The sequence below is a fragment of the Bradyrhizobium sp. NBAIM18 genome, from assembly GCF_020193825.1.
GTDB classification, from domain to species: Bacteria; Pseudomonadota; Alphaproteobacteria; order Rhizobiales; family Xanthobacteraceae; genus Bradyrhizobium; species Bradyrhizobium yuanmingense.
Genome location: NZ_JADYVO010000007.1, coordinates 188,597 through 206,790, shown reverse-complemented (window position 1 = coordinate 206,790; position 18,194 = coordinate 188,597). Strand labels below are relative to the sequence as shown.

19 protein-coding genes and 1 pseudogene are annotated in these 18,194 nt (G+C 63.6%); 5 read left to right on the top strand and 15 right to left on the bottom strand.

Annotated features, from left to right (window positions below):
• Positions 1-6 precede the first annotated feature (6 nt).
• Complete coding sequence (locus I6F17_RS18160) at positions 7-327, bottom strand: KTSC domain-containing protein (protein WP_225124093.1); 321 nt, start codon at positions 325-327, stop codon at positions 7-9.
• 176 nt (positions 328-503) lie between these two features.
• On the opposite strand from I6F17_RS18160, the gene lpxA reads away from it, so the two are divergent.
• The 3 genes from lpxA to lpxB are packed head-to-tail and all read left to right on the top strand — an operon-like array spanning position 504 to position 3,361.
• Positions 504-1,295 carry an acyl-ACP--UDP-N-acetylglucosamine O-acyltransferase gene (gene lpxA, locus I6F17_RS18155; protein WP_225124094.1) on the top strand — a complete coding sequence of 264 codons (792 nt, stop codon included), beginning with the start codon at positions 504-506 and terminating at the stop codon, positions 1,293-1,295.
• An 18-nt stretch (positions 1,296-1,313) separates the two neighbouring features.
• The gene (gene lpxI, locus I6F17_RS18150) at positions 1,314-2,183 is read left to right on the top strand and encodes a UDP-2,3-diacylglucosamine diphosphatase LpxI (protein WP_157283600.1); all 870 of its coding nucleotides are present in this window, start codon (positions 1,314-1,316) and stop codon (positions 2,181-2,183) included.
• Entirely contained in the window at positions 2,183-3,361 is a 1,179-nt protein-coding gene (gene lpxB, locus I6F17_RS18145) for a lipid-A-disaccharide synthase (protein WP_225124095.1), read from the top strand. The genes lpxI and lpxB overlap by 1 nt, the downstream gene beginning before the upstream one ends.
• 112 nt (positions 3,362-3,473) lie before the next feature.
• On the opposite strand, the gene I6F17_RS18140 is transcribed toward lpxB, so the two are convergent.
• Positions 3,474-5,015 carry a PAS domain-containing sensor histidine kinase gene (locus tag I6F17_RS18140; protein WP_225124096.1) on the bottom strand — a complete coding sequence of 514 codons (1,542 nt, stop codon included), beginning with the start codon at positions 5,013-5,015 and terminating at the stop codon, positions 3,474-3,476.
• A gap of 346 nt (positions 5,016-5,361) precedes the next feature.
• Between I6F17_RS18140 and I6F17_RS18135 the strand changes: the two are divergent.
• Positions 5,362-5,535, top strand: a pseudogene (locus tag I6F17_RS18135) (lipid-A-disaccharide synthase); the annotation flags it as partial.
• 79 nt (positions 5,536-5,614) lie between these two features.
• Here I6F17_RS18135 and I6F17_RS18130 read toward each other — a convergent pair.
• The 4 genes from I6F17_RS18130 to I6F17_RS18115 form a co-directional block, all read right to left on the bottom strand.
• The gene (locus I6F17_RS18130) at positions 5,615-5,941 is read right to left on the bottom strand and encodes a GcrA family cell cycle regulator (protein WP_036010004.1); all 327 of its coding nucleotides are present in this window, start codon (positions 5,939-5,941) and stop codon (positions 5,615-5,617) included.
• Between the two features lie 39 nt (positions 5,942-5,980).
• Positions 5,981-6,166, bottom strand: coding sequence for a hypothetical protein (locus tag I6F17_RS18125; protein WP_036025247.1), 186 nt, complete (start codon positions 6,164-6,166; stop codon positions 5,981-5,983).
• Positions 6,167-6,311: 145 nt separating this feature from the next.
• Positions 6,312-6,623, bottom strand: coding sequence for a hypothetical protein (locus I6F17_RS18120; RefSeq protein WP_036044300.1), 312 nt, complete (start codon positions 6,621-6,623; stop codon positions 6,312-6,314).
• Positions 6,624-6,750: 127 nt separating this feature from the next.
• Positions 6,751-6,966, bottom strand: a complete 216-nt coding sequence (locus I6F17_RS18115; protein WP_035699963.1) for a dodecin family protein — start codon at positions 6,964-6,966, stop codon at positions 6,751-6,753.
• A 258-nt stretch (positions 6,967-7,224) separates the two neighbouring features.
• Here I6F17_RS18115 and I6F17_RS18110 point away from each other — a divergent pair, with 258 nt between their 5' ends.
• On the top strand, positions 7,225-7,851 hold the full coding sequence (locus I6F17_RS18110) for a phytochelatin synthase family protein (protein ID WP_225124098.1): 627 nt from the start codon (positions 7,225-7,227) through the stop codon (positions 7,849-7,851).
• Between the two features lie 541 nt (positions 7,852-8,392).
• On the opposite strand, the gene I6F17_RS18105 is transcribed toward I6F17_RS18110, so the two are convergent.
• The 9 genes from I6F17_RS18105 to gltX all read right to left on the bottom strand — a co-directional run bounded on the left by I6F17_RS18105 (position 8,393) and on the right by gltX (position 18,147).
• Positions 8,393-8,710 carry a hypothetical protein gene (locus I6F17_RS18105; RefSeq protein WP_225124099.1) on the bottom strand — a complete coding sequence of 106 codons (318 nt, stop codon included), beginning with the start codon at positions 8,708-8,710 and terminating at the stop codon, positions 8,393-8,395.
• Positions 8,711-8,915: 205 nt separating this feature from the next.
• A complete protein-coding gene (locus I6F17_RS18100; RefSeq protein WP_036025234.1) occupies positions 8,916-9,683 on the bottom strand; it encodes an SDR family oxidoreductase in 768 nt (255 codons plus the stop codon).
• Positions 9,680-10,789, bottom strand: coding sequence for an ABC transporter ATP-binding protein (locus I6F17_RS18095; protein ID WP_225124100.1), 1,110 nt, complete (start codon positions 10,787-10,789; stop codon positions 9,680-9,682). The genes I6F17_RS18100 and I6F17_RS18095 overlap by 4 nt, the downstream gene beginning before the upstream one ends.
• Positions 10,790-10,799: 10 nt before the next feature.
• The gene (locus I6F17_RS18090) at positions 10,800-11,657 is read right to left on the bottom strand and encodes a carbohydrate ABC transporter permease (protein ID WP_036010046.1); all 858 of its coding nucleotides are present in this window, start codon (positions 11,655-11,657) and stop codon (positions 10,800-10,802) included.
• Positions 11,650-12,573, bottom strand: coding sequence for a sugar ABC transporter permease (locus tag I6F17_RS18085; protein ID WP_225124101.1), 924 nt, complete (start codon positions 12,571-12,573; stop codon positions 11,650-11,652). The genes I6F17_RS18090 and I6F17_RS18085 overlap by 8 nt, the downstream gene beginning before the upstream one ends.
• Positions 12,570-13,856, bottom strand: coding sequence for an ABC transporter substrate-binding protein (locus I6F17_RS18080; RefSeq protein ID WP_128265666.1), 1,287 nt, complete (start codon positions 13,854-13,856; stop codon positions 12,570-12,572). The genes I6F17_RS18085 and I6F17_RS18080 overlap by 4 nt, the downstream gene beginning before the upstream one ends.
• Positions 13,857-13,916: 60 nt before the next feature.
• A complete protein-coding gene (locus tag I6F17_RS18075; protein ID WP_225124157.1) occupies positions 13,917-15,095 on the bottom strand; it encodes an ROK family transcriptional regulator in 1,179 nt (392 codons plus the stop codon).
• A 178-nt stretch (positions 15,096-15,273) separates the two neighbouring features.
• A complete protein-coding gene (gene gltA, locus I6F17_RS18070; RefSeq protein ID WP_036009984.1) occupies positions 15,274-16,575 on the bottom strand; it encodes a citrate synthase in 1,302 nt (433 codons plus the stop codon).
• 144 nt (positions 16,576-16,719) lie between these two features.
• Complete coding sequence (gene gltX, locus I6F17_RS18065) at positions 16,720-18,147, bottom strand: glutamate--tRNA ligase (RefSeq protein WP_225124102.1); 1,428 nt, start codon at positions 18,145-18,147, stop codon at positions 16,720-16,722.
• Positions 18,148-18,194: the final 47 nt, after the last annotated feature.

The following is an 18,194-nucleotide window of genomic DNA, read 5'->3' as shown; positions in this document are numbered from 1 at the left end:
CTGGGCTCAGGTGCAGTCGTAGCGGCTGCCGGCCGCCTCCCGCCTGATAGTCCGGTTGAAGAACTGGCCCATGGAGGGCGCGCCGAGGAGGCGCTCGACGGTGTCGGCCGTCACGCCGCAATAGCGGTGATAGGCGCCGTTGCTCGCGACGATCAGGTCCTGCTGCGCGCGATCGTAACAGACCCGCTGAAGCACCGTGCTGCGGGTGATGTCCCGGCACTCGAATGTCCGCAGATCGGCCAGGCGGTGTTCGCCGGTGTCGACCGCCTCCGACACGATCGGAGTATCCGCGAGCTGCGCCAGCAGAAGGATCAGGGCCCTGACCACGATCGTTGAAGCTCCGCATGAACCTGACGACGGGACGGGAAGGCCGCCTCATCCGGCACTTGAAACACGGCGAGATGATACGTCACTGGACAGATCGGGCATAGTCGCGCTAACCAGCCGAAAACCGAGCGACTTCAATACATAACCCGACCTTCTTGACGAGTAAGATTGGCTTGATGAGCAAGATTGATCCCACCGCGCGGATCGCGGACGGCGCCGTGATCGGCGAGGGCACCGAGATCGGACCCTATTGCATCATCGGCCCGAACGTCGTCATCGGCGCGAACTGCAAGCTGATCGGGCATGTGCACATCACGGCGCAAACCACGATTGGCGACGACTGCACCATCTATCCGTTCGCTTCGCTGGGCACGCCGCCGCAATCGCTCAGCTATCGTGGCGAGCTGACGCAGCTCAGGATCGGCGCGGGCTGCACCATCCGCGAATCCGTCACCATGAACGCAGGTACCGTCGCTGGCGGGGGCGTCACCTCGGTTGGCGACCGCGGCTATTTCATGAACTGCAGCCACGTCGGCCACGACTGCCATGTCGGCAACGACGTGATCTTCGCGACCTCGGCAACGCTCGGCGGCCATTGCGAGATCGGGGACTTCGTCTTCATCGGCGGGCTGTCCGCCGTGCATCAGTTCACTCGCATCGGACCGCAGGTCATGGTCGGCGGCGTGTGTGGCGTGCGCGACGACATCATTCCGTTCGGTCTCGTCAACGGCCAATATGCCGTGCTCGAAGGCCTCAATCTGATCGGCATGAAGCGGCGCAAGTTCACCAAGCAGCGGCTTGCCACCGTGCGCGCGTTCTACCAGAAGCTATTCCATGGCGCCGGCACCTTCGCCGAGCGGCTGGAGGCGGCGCGGCCGCTCGCGGGCGAGGACCCCGCGATCGCCGAAATTCTCGACTTCATCGGCAAGGGCAAGCGCCCGCTCTGTCTTCCCGCCATCGCGAAGTGATCTTGGAGTGACCTTGGGATGGCCGCGGGCACGACATCGGCGGCTTTGCAGGTTTCGTCACCGGTCGGCATCGTCGCCGGCGGCGGTGCCATGCCGTTTGCGGTCGCCGAGTCGCTCGCCGCGCACGGCATCACGCCGGTGCTGTTTCCGCTGCGCGGCGCCTGCGATCCCCAGCGGGTGGAGAAGTACCGGCATCGCTGGATCTCCGTCGGCCAGCTCGGACGCGCGATGCGGCTGTTCCGCGAGGAGGGCTGCCGCGACCTGATCTTCATCGGCACGTTGGTGCGGCCTTCGCTGTCCGAGATCCGGTTCGACTTCACGACGCTGCGCCTGCTCGGCAACGTCATCCGCGCCTTCCGTGGCGGCGACGATCATCTGCTGTCGGGTGTCGGCCGCATCCTCGAGCAGGACGGCTTCCGGATGGTCGGCATCAAGGACGTCGCGCCGGATCTCCTGATGCCCGAGGGCTGCATCAGCCGCGCCTGGCCGAGCGATGCCAGCAAGGCCGACATCGCGCGCGGCCGGGCGGTGCTGACCGCGCTCGGCCCGTTCGACATCGGCCAGGCCGTGGTCGTGATCGATGGCCACGTGGTGGCGGTCGAGGACATCGAGGGCACCGACGCGCTGCTCGCCCGCGTCGCGAGGCTGCGCGAGGAGGGCCGCATCCGCGCCGCCACCGGACGCGGTGTGCTGGTGAAGGCGCCGAAGAGCGGCCAGGACCTGCGCTTCGACCTGCCGACGATCGGTCCGCGCACCATCGAGGGCGTCGCGGCTGCCGGCCTTGCCGGCATCGCCGTCATCGCGGGCAACACCATCGCCGCCGAGCCGCAGGCCATGATCGCGCTTGCCGATGCCAAATATCTCTTCGTCATCGGCCTGCCCGCGTGATGTCGCGTGATCCCAAGCGCAAGATCTTCCTGATCGCGACGGAGGAGTCCGGCGACAGGCTCGGCAGCGCCTTGATGAAGGTGCTGCGCCAGCGCCTCGGCGACGGCGTGCAGTTCGTCGGCGTCGGCGGCCGCACCATGGCGCGCGAGGGCCTGGAATCGCTGTTTCCGATCGAGGAGCTCTCGATCGTCGGGTTTGCCGCGGTGGTGCAGCAATTGCCGAAGATCCTGCGGCTGATCCGGCAGACCGCCGACGCAGTGACCGAGGCCGCGCCCGACGTGCTCGTCATCATCGACAGCCCCGACTTCACCCATCGCGTCGCCCGCCGCGTGCGCGCGCGCAATCCCGCGATCCCGATCGTCGACTACGTCTCGCCGCAGCTCTGGGCATGGCGGCCGGGACGGGCGCGGACCATGCTCGGCTATGTCGACCACGTGCTCGGCCTGCTGCCGTTCGAGCCCGAGGAATACCGCAAGCTCGGCGGGCCGCCCTGCAGCTATGTCGGCCATCCCCTGATCGAGCAATTGGGCTCGCTGCGGCCGAGTGCGGAGGAGCAGGCGCGCCGCGACAGTGAGCCGCCGGTGCTGCTGGTGCTGCCCGGCAGCCGCCGCAGCGAGGTCAGGCATCATCTCGACGTGTTCGGCGCAACGCTCGGTCGCTTAAGGGGTGAGGGCTGTGCGTTCGAACTGATGCTGCCGACCATGCCGCATCTCGAAGCCACCATCCGCGAAGGCATCGCGAGCTGGCCGGTCAAGCCTCAGATCGTGATCGGCGAGAACGAGAGGCGTGCGGCCTTCCGCATCGCTCACGCCGCGCTGGCGAAATCCGGCACGGTGACGCTCGAGCTCGCGCTGTCGGGCATTCCGATGGTGACGGCCTATCGCGTCGGCGCGATCGAGGCGTTCATCCTGCGACGCGCGATCCGTGTCTCCTCGGTGATCCTTGCCAATCTCGTGATCGGCAAGGATGTCATTCCCGAGTATTTGCAGGAGGAATGCACGCCGGAGAAGCTGGCGCCGGCGCTTCGGGACGTGCTGACGGAGTCTCCGCTGCGCCGGCAGCAGGTCGAGGCGTTCGCCAGGCTCGATCAGATCATGTCGACCGGCAACACATCGCCGAGCGTGCTCGCCGCCGACATCGTGCTCGCGACGATGCGCCAGGGCCGGCGAACGAGCTAGGGTGTTTCAAAAAGGTCTGCTTGAGCTGCCCCCTCCAAAGCGAGAGCTGCCCTCAAAGACCAGACGCCAAGAAACGCAACAGCGAAGGCGTGAGTTACGCTAAAGCGACGGATCACCCCTGTTGCGAAGGCAGACTAAAGTGAAATACGGCCCCCCGTGGTTCATTCGCACCAGTCCAAAGTCGTCCTCCGTGCGCCTCGATGATCGATTGGCAAATCGACAAGCCCATGCCGGTCCCGTCCGGCTTGGTGGTGTAGAAGGGCTCGAACAGGCGGTCAACGATTGCGACGTCAAGTCCAGGTCCGGTATCCCGTACGGCGACAACAACGAGATTTGATGTATCTGCAGCCGTGCTGATCCGCAGCTCTCGTCCGCCAACGTCGACGCAGTTCATTGCCTCGATCGCGTTGAGGATCAAATTGAGAACCACCTGTTGCAGCTGAACGCGATAGCCCTGCACGAGCGGCAAGCCCGGAGCGAGGTCGGTCTGGATCGAGACATCATGTTTGAGCAGCTCGCTACGGGCGATGGTGATCACGTCCAGGATTGCACCATTGACATCGACGCTCTCCTTCGGCGCCGGAGCTTTCTTGATCAAGGAACGGATCCAACTGATAATCTCGCCGCCTCGCTTGGCTTCTGCGACAATGGATACGAGCGCCTGCTGTGCCTTTTCGAAATTCGGAGATTGTGTTCCTAGCCAGTTCAGTGCGGCCTCTGCGTTGCAGAGCACCGCGGTGATTGGTTGGCTTAATTCGTGTGTCACCGACGCCGTGACCTGGCCCATTGCCGCCGCGCGATTGGCGTGTGTTAGTTCAGCCTGCATCTCGCGGAACGTCTCGGCGGTTCGCTTGCGTTCGGTGATGTCGCGGCTCAGACAAATGATTCGTGACTGTCCGACTTCGCAGAACTCGCGCATACGAACTTCGACGGGAAACACAGTGCCATCCTTTCGGCAATAGCGCCTCTCGAGCGTAGCGATGCCGCCGGCCTTGAGACGCTCGCGGTTGCGACGCCAAGTCGCTTCATCCATCTCCAGATCGAACAGGGCCGCAGTTGCCCCAACCAGTTCGGTCCGGCTGTAGCCGAGACTTTCGCAGGCATTCCGATTCACATCGAGAACGTGACCATCTTCACTGTGCAGCATGAACGTATCGGTCGCGTGGTCCACGAAGGTACGGAAACGGGCCTCGCTCTCGATCAGCGCCTGTTCGGCGCGCTTGCGCTCCGTGATGTGGCGCCCCACACCTCGGTAACCCACGAAGTTCCCTGTCTTGTCAAAGATGGGCAGCCCAGAGACGGAAATATAGCGCTTGCCGCCGTCGGGCATCGGCCGCGCGAGCTCGAAATCGCGAAACGGGAGGTGAGCGTCGAGTATCTCCCGGTGTTTGCGCCAGCCATCTGCGTCAGGTTCGAGATACGGGATCTCCCATCGTGTCCTGCCGATCTCGGAGACCGGCGGCTCGGGAAGCGTCTCGGCGAACTCCTGGCGGATGAAGCGATGCTCCGCGTCCGTTTCCCAGTACACATCGAAGGAGAATTGCACCAGCGTGCGAAAGCGCTCCTCGCTCTCGCGCAGTGCCTCCTCGGGGCGCTTGCACTCATTCGAATCGAGGGCGACCGACGGCACTTCAGTCGCATGTTGCATGATCATCTCTTGCTCACGCGTGATGGATCAATCGACAGATTTCTCATGCCGGATCGCGTCCCTCGGAGCCGGTCAAGATCGATCGGGAATATGCCTTTGGCGACTATACTCCCGTATACAGGGCTTCTCTATAGCGACGTGGCTGTGACGACCCCGAGCCGAAACAACGCAAGCTAAAACCCGGTTCCATCAACGTATGCGTGTGAGGTGGGCCCTGTTTCTGTCTCGCGGGTGGCCGACGCTCATTTGCAAAGTAACGACGCGGCCATCGATCCGCTGATTGGAGCGAAACGGGCTAAACTTGCTTCCGCGAGTTCTTCGCTTGTTGAACTGAAGCGGATTTCTCGAACTTGAGAAGCTGGCGCCTGCGCTGTCCGCGCTGCTGACGGATTCGCCGCTCCATCGCGAGCAGGTCGAGGCATTCGTCAAGCTCGATCAGATCGTGTCGACCGGCAACAAAGCGCCGAGCGTGCTCGCCGCCGACATCGTGCTCGCAACAATGCGGAAGAGTGGGCGAACGAGCTAAGGCGCGTACTCATGAACGTCCGAACCCGTCGAGGCGAGCCCGACATGGACGGGAGGGCAAGGACGTTCGTGGTGAGCTCTTAACCTGTGTTTCTGACCGCCTCAGCCAGAATGGCGTAAAGCTGCTGCCGGCTGAATTCCTTTGGCAGCTCCCTCTCTGCTGTACTCGGCGACACCCTCCGCGCGATGGGACGGGCGCAGGCGGCCGACGACGGCCTCAGCTTCGGGGCCGGCCTTATCTGGGGCTGCGCTGTGGGCGGCTTGTGGCCGCGCTTCAGGCCCAGACGGTTCAGCATACCGCATACCGCGTTACGACTGCAGCCGAGATGGCGCGCAATCTGCGCCGCGCTCTGTCCCGCGGACCAGAGCCTTTTGAGAAGCGCTATGTCTTTCGCATCCCAGCCCATGAGAGATAGTATAACGGCGACTGCCAGACACCGGCTAGTCTAGTCTTCGTCCGGCTCGCGCACGACCGCCGGTTCGTCGGCATCATCTTGCTCATCCTCGTCTTCGTCCTCCTCGTCTTCATCCTCCTCGTCTTCATCGGGATCCCTGGGTGGCATCACGATGCGCATCCGCATGAGCAGTTTCCTGGCTGTGGTGGAAAATGCTTCGGAGGTGTGTTGCTTCATGGCATTGTGCTCCTCGAGAATTTGCGCAGTCGCCAGATTCTTGGCCGGCATATGCCGGTGCCGGGCGACCGCCGCAAACGCGATGCTGGTCGGGTAGACTGCACGATCAGCGGGCGGCGGGCCATGCAACAGGCAGCGTTTTCGGCTACTTGATGCCCGAGGACCCATTGGGCTCTATGTTCACCAAAACCTCGCCGGCAGCGATTTCAGGAACTCCAAGATCGAGGTCGGGTAGACTGGCTTGAACAAATGTCAGTATCTTGGCGTTCGCTGCGTTGGCGCTTTCGCGGTCGTCAAATATCATCACCGCGATACCGACACCGTCGCCCGCATCCAGCACATGGTAAGATTTGAATCCCCGCGATTGTCTTAGGATCTCACCAACGCCGCTCTTGGCGCGACGAGCGGCGTCCGCGACCGAACGAACCTTACTGTACTTGCGAATGACCATGTACATGGGGCCACCACGCGCCATACGCTCCTTCGCATCAAAGCATTTCGGTCCCGCTCGGACTAGTGCCAACTTCCGGGTAACGCGCCTGTCCAATGAGCCGTCCTCGCCCGAAGCGGCGAGGTGCTGAGGCTCAGGAGCCCTCGAACTTGAACGATACGTTGAGCTTGGCGCGATAGGCCTCAACTTTTCCCTTGTCATCCAGTTGCATATCGAGCTTGACGACTTCTGCAATGCGGAGATCTCGGAGAGATTTAGCAGCTTGCTCGACTGCGTTAGCGGCCGCCTTCTCCCATGAGTCGCTGCTGGTACCGACCAATTCAATGACCTTGTAGACGCTATCGGGCATGTTCGTCCTCCTAATCGGTAGGAGCAGGAAGTCTAGCACTGGGATCTCGACGCTGATACATCTCGGGGATGCCGCGGAAAGGGTCCGATTGGCTGTCACTTTCCTGTTCGACCCAAAAGAAGAACTCGGGTCGTCCTGTCGGAGATTATGTTCGCATTTTCAGCCCGGACGAACGCGGACAGGTATCTTCTTCGCGCTCTCCGGCTTCCGAGTATAATTTGCGCGTCTAAGTCGTCATTGCCGCCAAGGTTCCGATCCATGAAGCGATGGCACCGCGTAAGCATCAGCAGCTTGGTGATTGCCCTGAGTCTGGTGTGTGCCGGGACCCTGGTTGTCAATCAATCGCACGTGCCATCAGAAGCCATAGCCTCATCGGTCACACGTACTCCGGAGCTTATTGAGCGTGCGTGGCACCTGCCCGTGAATGGCTCTCGCTGCGGACCTGCCGCTGTTGCAAATGCGTATCGGTCCCTTGGCGAGGCGGCAAGGACGGAAGGCAAGGTGTTGGCCGGGACGTGGAGTTGCTGGACAGGCGTATGCATTATGGGGCTCACGCTTGACGAACTGGCCAACGTCGCCCAGTCCAACACCAGCCGGAAAGTTACTGTCTTGCGCGATCTCAGCGAAAACCAGTTTCTGGAGCATCTCCGTCGCTCCAACGATCCGCGGCGACGTTACATCGTGAATTTCGATCGCGCTCATATTTTTGGTGCTGGTAGTGGACACCATTCCCCAATTGGAGGCTATTTCGAAGCCGAAGACCTCGTTTTCGTGCTCGATGTCAATTTCGATTTCCAGCCGTGGCTAGTCGAACGGAAGCGGCTGTTCAACGCTGTAAATACGTTTGACGGCGATAAGAAGAGGGGACTGCTGTTCATAGAGTAACATCCCGCTCCATGTCGCCTCGTGACCCTTAGCCGGATCATTTGAGGCAGTTGGGATGTCGTCTATCGGCGGTGGACAGAACGCGGGAGGGCCGTCTTGCCTCGACTGGCGCTTGTGCGCCCTATGACGGCCCGCCACTTACGGTCGGTGGAGAGTTGAACAAGCTCGCCGTGAATACGGAATTGGGCGGGCATCCACTGGCGTTCCGACGTCTCCGCCTCGATGACGGTCGGCGAGGAAGTGGCCATCTGCATGCTGCGGGACGAGCGCGCTAGCCTTTGGCGAGCCGTTCGAAGGCTTCTCCTTCACGCGTTTCGACGGCAGCCGCGCGACGATCTGACAGCAGACGGGAAGCATTCCTGCCGTGAGCCGTTTAGGCCGCCGGGGTCTCGCTGCACGCAGGCACCAAGCGCGACATACTGACCCGGGAGCGACATTCGGTCGGCAGCCAAGCCGACCCCGAGGCCGCATGCGAACCGTGAATTGACCACTTCCGGCGCCCGCGCAACTCGCCACAGACGCAGAGCGCACGCCGAGTGTTCTATTTCGGAGTTCCGGTCTGGCTACCCGAACCGGTGGTCTGCTCACTTCCCGGCCGGCCCGGAGGATGCGCCGAAGCGGCCGGCTTGTCTTGATCGGCCACGTATCCGGACTCTCCGGAGTTGCGGGTCTTGATCCCTTTGTCCGCATCGCGCTGCATCTGCTCGTTGGGCTGGCCAGCCTTGAGCTCCCGGTCCACGTCGCGCTTCATCTCTTCCTTGGTTTGCTCACTGGGTGCAGCCTTTTGCTGTTGGGCCGTTGCTTGGAAGGTCATTGCGCTTCCGGCAACTACAATCAATGCGAGAATTGCTGTTCGCATGCTTCTTCTCCACGGCTTGCTCCGGCCCCTAAACGCGCGAACCTCCCAAGGTTTCCTAGTTCCAATCACTATTGTCGAACGTCACGTCTTGGATCAGGTGGGCCGCGCTCAAGGCGCCGATTGGCCCACGGGCGACCTGCATTTGCGTCGCTTGGCGTCTCCCTAGAGAGCAAGGCGGACCCGAACGATTTTATGAACACCCGCCCTAGGCCAGTCCGCCATCAACCCTGAAACACTGGCTGGTGATGCGCTGGCTTTCGTCGGAGGCGAGGAACAGTGCCATGTTGGCAATGTCTTCGGGCGTTACCGCATCGGGCACCGCCTGGCGCGAGCGTATCTCGGCGATGACCCGATCGTCCGGATACCACAGCCTGCGCTGGCGCTCGGTGATCACCATGCCCGGCGCGATCGCGTTGACGCGAATGCGGTCGGGGCCGACGGAGCGCGCCAGCGAGTTGGTGAAGCCGACGATCGCCGCTTTCGCCGCGGCATAGACCGGCAGTGCCGGCGCGCCGCGCATCCAGGCGATCGACGACATGTTGATGATCGAGCCGCCGCCGCGCGCCTGCATCTGCGGCACCACCGCTTGCGCCGCGAAGAAGACGTGCTTGAGATTGACGCCGATCATCCAGTCGAACTCGGACGGCGTGACCTCGGCGAGAGCCTGGCGCTGATCGTTGGCGGCGTTGTTGACGAGAACGGCGGCGTCGCCAAGCGAGCGGCGGGCTTCTGCCATCGCGCTGCGCAGGGCATCGATGTCGAGGAGATCGCAGGGCACGAACAGCGGCGCAGGCCCGGACGAGGCCGCTATTTCCCGCACCAGGGCTTCGCCGGCGTCCTTATCGATGTCGAAGAAGGCGACCCGGGCGCCTTGGCCCGCGAAGGCCCGGACGAAGGCGGCGCCGATGCCGCTGGCGCCTCCGGTGATCAGCACCACGCTGCCGGCTAGGCTGGAATAGGTCGTCTTCGTCATGCGATCAGGCGCTCCGTCTCGGGGTCGAACAGGCAAATGCGGCGGGTGTCGAGCGCGAAGGCGGCGGACGTGCCGGGCGCGGGGCGGATATCCGGCGAGACTCGTGCCATCGCGGGCTCGCCGCCGAGCCGCAGGAGCACCATCGTCTCGGCACCGGTGGGCTCGACCAGCTCCACCGGCGCCTCGACGAGGACAGGCGCTTCGCTGGAAAACGTGCGGCTCCCCTCAGCGATGCATTCCGGCCTGATTCCGAACACCACCTTGCGCCCGACAAAGGGTGCTGCGGCGTCATATCCCCTCAGGCGCAGACGAAGCTCGTCGGGCCGTCCCGCGCCGATCACGACGACCGGCCGGTCATTTTCGGCCTCGAGCCGCGCCGGCATGGTGTTCATCGGCGGCGAGCCCATGAAGCGTGCGACGAACAGATTGGCGGGATAGCGGTACACGGTGTCGGGATCGGCGAATTGCTGCACGCTGCCCTGATGCATCACGGCGATCCGCGTCGCCATCGTCATAGCCTCGATCTGGTCGTGGGTGACATAGACGATGGTAGCGCCGATGCGCTGATGCAGGCGCTTGATCTCCATCCGCATCTCGACGCGCAGCTTGGCATCGAGATTGGAGAGCGGTTCGTCGAACAGGAAGAGCAGGGGATTGCGCACCAGCGCGCGTCCCATCGCCACTCGCTGGCGCTGGCCGCCGGACAATTGCGAGGGCTTGCGGCCGAGCAGCGGCTCGATCTGGAGCAGTTTTGCGACATTGCCGACCGCAGCGTCCTGCTCGGCTTTGGGAACGTAACGGCATTCCATGCCGAAGGTGATGTTCTGGCGCACGGTCATCGAGGGATAGAGCGCGTAGGATTGGAACACCATGGCGATGTCGCGGTCCTTCGGCGCGACGTCATTGACGACGCGGCCGCCGATTTCGATCGTTCCCGCGCTCGGGCGGTCGAGCCCGGCGACGATGTTGAGCAGGGTGGACTTGCCGCAGCCGGACGGGCCGACCAGCACGGTGAACTCGCCGCTCTCGATGTCGAGCGCGATGTCCTTTAGCACCTCCAGATTGGCGTAACGCTTGGACAGGGCGCGAATGCTCAGTGCTGCCATGACAACTCCATCATTTCACGGCCCCGGCAGTCAGGCCGCGGACGAAGTACTTGCCGCCGAGCAGGTAGATCAACAGCGTGGGCAGCGCGGCGATGATCACCGCTGCGCTCTGCACGCCATGCTGCGGGATATCCGCGACGGCGGCGGACAGCGCGATAAGCGCTGCGGTGACGGGCTGCTGCTGGCCGGTGGTGAACGTCACGCCATAGAGGAACTCGTTCCAGATATGGGTGAACTGCCAGATCACCGTGACGATCAGGATGGGACCTGAGAGCGGCAGGATGATGCGCCAGAAGATGCGGAAGAAGCCGGCGCCGTCGATGCGGGCGGCCCTGATCAGTTCATGGGGAATGGCGACGTAATAATTCCGGCAGAACAGCGTGGTGAATGAGAGCCCCTGAATGGTGTGAATCAGCACGAGGCCGGTCAGGGTGTTGATGAGGCCGACGTCCCGCAGCACGATGGTCCAGGGCAGCAGGCGCATCTGCTGGGGGAGAAACAGGCCAAGCGTCACGATGCCATAGATCCAGTTGTCGCCTCGGAAGCGCCAGAGCGACACGGCGTAACCGGCGATTGCGCCCAGCAGGGTGGAGAAGATCGTGGCGGGAATCGTGACCAGCGCGGAGTTCAGCATGTAGGGCCGGATGCCGGCGCAGGTCTCGGCGACACAGAAGCCGCTCCAGGCTGCGGCGTAGTTGCTCCAGGCCAGATGCTGCGGCCAGCCGATCATCGATCCCTGCGCGATCTCCTCGTTGGTCCGCAGCGAGTTCAGCACCACGACCACGAGCGGCGCGAGCCAGGCCGCGGCGATCAAGAAGACGGCGAGATAGATCAGGATCCGGGTCGGTGCGAAGCTGCGGTCAGGCATGGGCGCCTCGCCGTCGCTTGATGTATCGCCACGCCGCATAGGGCAGCAGCACCGCGAGAAGAATGAGCAACATCAGCACGGCCGCCGCCGCGCCGCGGCCGAGCAGGCTGCGCTGGAACATCAGGTCGTAGACGACGAGTGCCGGCAGCTGGGTCGCGATTCCCGGTCCGCCGTTGGTGAGCGCGCGCACGAGATCGAAGGTCGAGATCGCGAACTGCAACTGGATCACCACGACGGTGACCGTGATCGGCCACAGCGACGGCAGGATGATACGCCGGTAGGTTCGGACCGGTCCCGCGCCGTCGATCTGCGCGGCCTTGATGATGTCGGGATCGACCGAGCGAAGGCCGGCAAGGAACAGCGCCATGGCAAAGCCGCAGGATTGCCAGATCGCGGCGATGACAATGGTCCAGATCGCCATGTCGCGGTCGATCAGCCAGTCGAACTTGAAGGAGGTCCAGCCGAGGTCGTGCACCAGCTTCTGGATCCCGAGACCGGGATTGAGCAGCCAGCTCCAGACCGTGCCGGTGACCACGAAGGACACCGCCAGGGGATAGAGGAAGATGGAGCGCAGCACGTTCTCGCCACGAATGCGCTGATCGAGCAGGATCGCGAGGATGAGGCCGGTCGCTGCGCTCAGCAGCACGAAAGCGCTGCCGAACAGCAGCAAATTGTCGAAGGCGATTTGCCAGTTGCGCGATGCCGTGACCGCCGTGTAGTTGCGCAAGCCGACCCAGCCCGCAACGGGAACGAGGGTGGACGGCGTGAACGAGATCCAGATCGTCCAGAGCGAAAACGAGACGAGGTGCGCCGCCGACAGCAGCAGCGGCACCCAGATCGTCAGATATTCGGGCAGCCGGCGCACCCATTCGGGAAGCGCCGGCCGGCCCGGTCTCATCGTGGCGGCATTGCTCAACGCGCGCCCTCGACGGCCTCGGCGAGGCGGGTGGCTGCCTGCTCCGGCTTGATCGTCTTGTTCTTCACGTACTCCGTGATTACGTCGATCATCGCCGCGGTCATTCCGTTTTCCTGCGCCATGTTGTGCGCCATGCTGAGGACGGCCTGATTGCTGGCGATGGCCTCCTTCAAGGCCTTCGAGGTTGTTCGTTGCCCCTCCGACCAGCCTTCGCCTGATAGATCGACGTCAGTGCGCACGGGGATGGAGCCGGTGATCTGCGAGTACATGGTCTGGATCGCCGGATCCATGACGAGCTGAGCCATCAGGGTCTGGCCGGCTTGCAGGTCCGCCTCCTTGCGCTGCCAGAAGATGAAGGCGTCGGCATTCAACAGGAAGACCGGCTTGCCGTTGTCGCTCGGGCCTGGCGCAATCATGAAGTCCTCGAGCTTGAATCCGGCATTGCGCAATACGCCCTGCGCCCATCCGCCCATGATCATCATGCCCATGTCGCCGTCGATGAAGCGCTTCAGGTTGGTCGAGAAATGCTGGGCGCCGACGTTGGGGTCCATCCAGTCGGCGATCTTGCGCACCTGGGCGAACGCGGCCTTGATCTCCGGACCCTCGAGGGCCTTCTTCTCGAGATTCATGATGGCCGCGCGATAGGCGAGCGGACTGATGCCCGCGAGAGCCGCCTCGAATTTCTGTCCGTCGTCCGGGCGGGTGCCGCCATTGGCGATGGGAGAGGCGACTCCGCCCGCCTTCATCTTTTCGGCGAGGTCGTTGAAGTCGGCCCAGGTGACGGGGACCTTGTCCGCCTTCGCCTTGTCCATCGCGCGCTTGGACAGGAAGAGCATGTTGGTGCTGTAGATCTGTAGCGGCAGCGCAATCCATTTGCCGCCGGGCTTGTGCAGCTTTGCAAGGTCCGGAGCGACAACCTTCTCGTAGCCGGCGGCCGCGACGAGGGCATCGAGATTGACGGTGGGCGCAATCTTCGACCAGGCCGCAATCTCGGGCCCCTTGAGCTGCGAGCAAGCCGGCGGATCGCCGGCCATGATCTGGGCCCGCAGCTTGTTCATCATCTCCGTGGTGAAGCCTGGGACGGGCGAGTGCTGCCAGACCCCGCCCTTCTCCTCGAATTTCTTGCCGAGCGCCGTAATGGCCGCCCCGTCGCTGCCCGCCGACCATTGCGAGATCGCGGTCAGTCGCGGCTTGGCGGCGCCTTGCGCGCGGGCAAAGGCCGGAAATGCGAGCGCGGCAGCAGAGCCAGCGAGCAGACGACGCCTTGTTGTTGTGATCGGCATGGCAGTTCCTCCCGGTGTGAAATCGTTCGCGCTTTATAGGCCGTTTGGGCTCAGCGCATGTCAGGCCGCCTCCGTCGATGCCGCGGGCATGCCGCCACGACTGGCGAGACAAAAGGCGGCGAAGGCGAGCGCAGCCTGCGGATCGTTGCCGGTCGACGGCGGCACGAAAGCGAGGGAGACCTGCGCCAATTTGCGTCCGCCCAGCAGGCAGGCGTCGATGCCATCGACCAGTGCTTTCCGATCCTCTTCAGCGAGAAGCGACGGCCAGCCGCTGATCGCAACGCCGCCGCACGGCTTGACGTTCAGCGTATTGCCGATCGCAAGGCCGAGCCGGAACAGCCGCCGGCGCAAATCCTGCCGCACGCGCGCTGAGATCGGGACCGTGTTGACCCATTCGTTGCCGAGCTGGAGCAGCTCGGTCTCGGAAACGCCGAGAAGCGCGGCCAGCGCGGGAATCGACGTATAGGCCTCGACGCAGCCGTGATGTCCGCAGCGGCAGCGCGGTCCGTCAGGCCCGAACACCATGTGGCCGAGCTCGATCGGCTGCAGAGCATCGGTCTCGGCCGGATCATCCATCCAGGCGCCGGCGACGCCGTGGCTGACGAGCACGAACAGATGCGTGTCGTTGAACGGGTAGTTTTCCGTGCGGCAGCGGTGAAAGGTGGCATGCGCGACGACCGAATTGGTGAATTCGAGCGGCACGCCCGCGAACATCTCGCCGAACATGTCGCTGATGCGAGCGACGTCGCAGGGAATGATCGGATTGGCCGATATGCTGAGACGGCCGAGGCCGGGAATCGAGACGCCGATCTGCGAGAGGGTGATCCGGCGGCGCCGCGTCCAGTCGCGCAACAACGTCATCGCTTCGCGAAATGCCCGGCCGACGGTCTCGACGTCAGGCGTCTTCGGGAGCGGCACACGCTCGGTGTAGTGCAGCTCACCCGACAAACCGCCGACCCCGACGCTGAGCCGCTGCGTCGTCAGCTCGAAGGCTGCCAGCGCCACCGCGCCGTCCAGCGACACGAGACCGGTCGGGCCGCCGACGTAAGGGGCAGGGCGCCGCACTTCCTCGATCAGACCCTCGGCCTTCAGGTCGAGCAGGATGCGCGACAGGCTCGCTTCCGACAGACGCACGGCCTTGGCCAGTGGCGGACGAAACGAGCCGCCCGACTGAAGCAGATGAGTCAAAATGGCAGCGCGCGTCTGCCGCCGACTTCTCGGCTGCTCCGGCATTTCCATCCCTGTCGTCATTCTTACTTAGAGTAAGAATGCGCGCGGAGCATTTAGGCTGTCAAGGCGCTTGCCGCCGTGAACATGGACTTTGTTGTTGTGCGCGGCAGCACGAGGAAAGTGCCGGCGCAAACAAAACGGCGCCATCTTGCGATGGCGCCGCTGCGAAAGGCGTGATGGCCTGACGTTAGCGCTTGTCGATCGGCACGTAATCGCGCTTGGCGACGCCGGTGTAGAGCTGACGCGGGCGGCCGATCTTCTGCTGGGGATCCTCGATCATCTCGCTCCACTGGCTGATCCAGCCGACGGTGCGGGCGACCGCGAACAGCACGGTGAACATCGAGACCGGGAAGCCCATCGCCTTCAGCGTGATGCCCGAATAGAAGTCCACGTTCGGGTAGAGCTTGCGGTCGATGAAGTACTGGTCGCTGAGCGCGATCTTCTCGAGTTCCATCGCCACCTTCAGCATCGGATCGTCGCCATGGCCGGTCTCCTTGAGCACGGCATGACACATCTTCTGCATGATCTTGGCGCGCGGATCGTAGTTCTTGTAGACCCGGTGGCCGAAGCCCATCAGGCGGACTTCGGAATTCTTGTCCTTCACCTTGGCGATGAACTCGGGGATCTTGTCGACCGTGCCGATCTGATAGAGCATGTTCAGCGCGGCTTCGTTGGCGCCGCCATGGGCCGGGCCCCAGAGGCAGGCGATGCCGGCCGCGATGCAGGCGAACGGGTTGGCGCCCGAGGAGCCGGCGATGCGCACCGTCGAGGTCGAGGCGTTCTGCTCGTGGTCGGCGTGCAGGATGAAGATCTTCTCCAGCGCGTCGGCGAGCACCGGGCTGACCTTGTAGTCTTCGCAAGGCACCGCGAAGCACATGTTCAGGAAGTTCTCGGCAAAGCCGAGCGAGTTCTTCGGATAAACGAAGGGCTGGCCGACGGTGTATTTGTAGGCCATCGCAGCCAGCGTCGGGATCTTCGCGATCATGCGCATGGAGGCGATCATGCGCTGCTTCGGATCGTTGATGTCGGTGCTATCGTGATAGAACGCGGCGAGGGCGCCGACGGCGGCAACCATGATCGCCATCGGATGGGCATCGCGGCGGAAGCCCTGGAAGAAGCGGGCCATCTGCTCGTGCACCATCGTGTGATGAGTCACGCGGTAGTCGAAATCCTTCTTCTGCGCGGCGGTCGGCAGGTTGCCGTAGAGCAGGAGGTAGCAGGTCTCCAGGAAGTCGCCATGCTCGGCGAGCTGCTCGATCGGGTAGCCGCGGTATTCCAGCACGCCCGCGTCGCCGTCGATATAGGTGATCTTGGACTGGCAGCTCGCGGTCGAGGTAAAGCCCGGATCGTAGGTGAACAGGCCGGACTGGCCGTAGAGCTTGCCGATATCGATGACGTCAGGCCCGACGCTGCCGCTGAGGATCGGAAGATCGAAATTCTTGTTTCCGACCGTCAGCGTCGCGGTCTTTGGGCTTTCTTTTGCGTCCATCAGAGGTCCCCGATGTGTGGTGAGACGGGCCGGAGCCGGAGACCCCCAGGGCGACCATGGGGGCAGGCCGGATGTTCCAGAATGTGGGGGAGATGGGTATATTATTGCTATGTGCGCTGCAAGATCGCCGCACGCATGGTCGACTTACGTCGTAGACTGATCCCTAAGCCGGCCGAGGCTTTCCTGCCGTCCAAGCACCTCCAAAACCTCAAATATACCAGGGGACGTCGTCCGTCCGGTGAGCGCCGCCCGAAGCGGCTGGGCGACCGCGCCGAGCTTGAGACTATTTTCCTCGGCAAAGGCGCGCAGCGCCGCTTCCGTGGTGGCGCCGCTCCACGTCTCGACTTTCTCCAGCGCGGAATGTAGCTGGCCGATCAGCTTGCGGTTCTCGGGCGTCAACAGCGCCTGCGCCTTGGGATCCGGCGCCAGCGGCCGGTCGGCGAAGATGAAATGGGCGCCGTCGATCAGCTCGATCAAGGTCTTGGCGCGCTCCTTGAGCGCCGGCATGGCCTTGAGCAGCTGCGCGCGCGTGGTGTCGTTTAACTTGGCCTTGATCTCGTCGCGGCTCGGCACGATGTGGTCGAGCACGTCCTCGAACATCTTCACGAGCGATTGATCGTCGGCGTGGCGGATGTAGTGGCCGTTGAGGTTTTCCAGCTTGGCGAAATCGAAGCGGGCGGCGGCGCGGCCGACGCTGCCGAGATCGAACGCGTCGATCATCTCCTCGGTCGAGAAGATCTCCTGGTCGCCGTGGCTCCAGCCGAGCCGGACCAGGTAATTGCGCAGCGCAGCCGGCAGGTAGCCCATGGCGCGGTAGGCATCGACGCCGAGCGCACCGTGCCGCTTGGAGAGCTTGGAGCCGTCCGGGCCGTGGATCAGCGGAATGTGGGACATGCTCGGCAGCGCCCAGCCCATCGCATCGTAGATCTGCTTCTGGCGAGCGGCGTTGATCAGATGATCGTCGCCGCGGATCACATGGGTGACGCCCATGTCGTGATCGTCGACGACCACGGCGAGCATGTAGGTCGGGTTGCCGTCACCGCGCAAAAGGACGAGATCGTCGAGATTCTCGTTCTGCCAGACCACGAGGCCCTGGACCTGGTCCTCGATCACGGTCTCGCCGGTCTGCGGCGCGCGCAGGCGGATGGTGGGCTTGACGTCGCCCGGAGCCGACGCCGGATCGCGGTCGCGCCACATGCCGTCATAGAGGCGGGTGCGCCCCTCGGCGCGCGCTTTCTCGCGCATGGCGGCGAGCTCCTCGGCGGAGGCGTAGCAGCGGTAGGCCTTGCCCTCGGCCAGCAGCTGCTCGGCGACCTCGCGGTGACGGGCGGCGCGGGCGAATTGGTAGATGACCTCGCCGTCCCAGCCGAGCTCGAGCCACTTCAGCCCGTCGAGGATGGCGCCGATCGCCGCCTCCGTGGAGCGTTCCCGATCGGTATCCTCGATCCGCAGCAGCATCTTGCCGCCGTGCTTCTTGGCATAGAGCCAGTTGAACAGCGCCGTGCGGGCGCCCCCGATATGGAGGAAGCCGGTCGGCGAGGGAGCGAAGCGCGTGACGACGGAATCGGACATTCTTGGCAGGGCCTATGCATTGGAGGCGGTGGTGTATAGCAGGAACG